Below are 914 nucleotides of genomic sequence, written 5' to 3' on the forward strand. Positions count from 1 at the left end.
GATCGGCATCGGTTTCGTTCCCTGTCTTGGCACGCGCTTCGAAGCGTTGATAACACTCCAACCCGCAGAAGTGCTCGACGTATTCCGCGCCTTCCGGGGTGAAGGCGGCATCGAGCGGGATTTCCTTGCAGCACACGCAGCAACTGGTGGTGGTCGAGTCACTTGCATTCATGGTGGCACCCCTCCATTGACTGACGAAGACGGCGAATGCCGCCGCCGGCATTGGCTTCGCGAACAGGAAGCCTTGTCCTGTGTCGCAGTCCGCTTGTCGCAATAGATCAAGACTCGCCGATGTTTCCACGCCTTCAGCCACCACATCCATGCCCAGCCCGTGCGCAAGCTGAATCACGGTGTGCACGATGGTTTGGTCGCGGCGGTCGTTGGCGAGCCCGGCGACAAACGATTGGTCGATCTTGAGCGTGCTGATTGGGCAGCACTTCAGATGTTGCAGACAGGAATACCCCGTCCCGAAGTCATCGGCGGCGAAGCGCACACCGATCTGCCGCGAGGCGTCCAGGGCGGGGAAGATCGCCGGATCACCAAACGCGACCGATTCGGTCAGCTCGATTTCGAGATACTCGGCGGGCAACTCGGCATCAGCCAGCACGCCCTTTACCCACCCGTCGAAGTCCGGTCCCACTTGGCTCGCCGAAACATTGACGGCCAGCCGGAACGGTCGCCATGCCAGCATTCGCCAGTCACGCATCTGGCGGCAGGCTTCGCCCAGCACCCAAGCGCCGATTTCAGGCATCAGGCCGGACGATTCGACCACGGGCAGGAACTGGCCCGGTGGCAATAGTCCAAGCGTCGGATGACGCCAGCGCAACAGGGCTTCCGCGCCGACAATCCCACCACTGCGCAGATCGACGACGGGCTGGTAGTGCAGTTCAAGCTGCCCGCGCTCGACCGCTTGG

1 protein-coding gene is annotated in these 914 nt (G+C 62.3%); it reads right to left on the bottom strand.

The genetic code is table 11. From position 1 onward, the window contains the following. On the bottom strand, positions 1–914 hold a 914-nt coding region (locus RVY79_RS16665; protein ID WP_411161736.1), incomplete at both ends, for a DUF3330 domain-containing protein.

It is taken from the genome of Chromohalobacter sp. HP20-39 (assembly GCF_033052815.1).
In the GTDB taxonomy this organism is placed as follows: Bacteria; Pseudomonadota; Gammaproteobacteria; order Pseudomonadales; family Halomonadaceae; genus Chromohalobacter.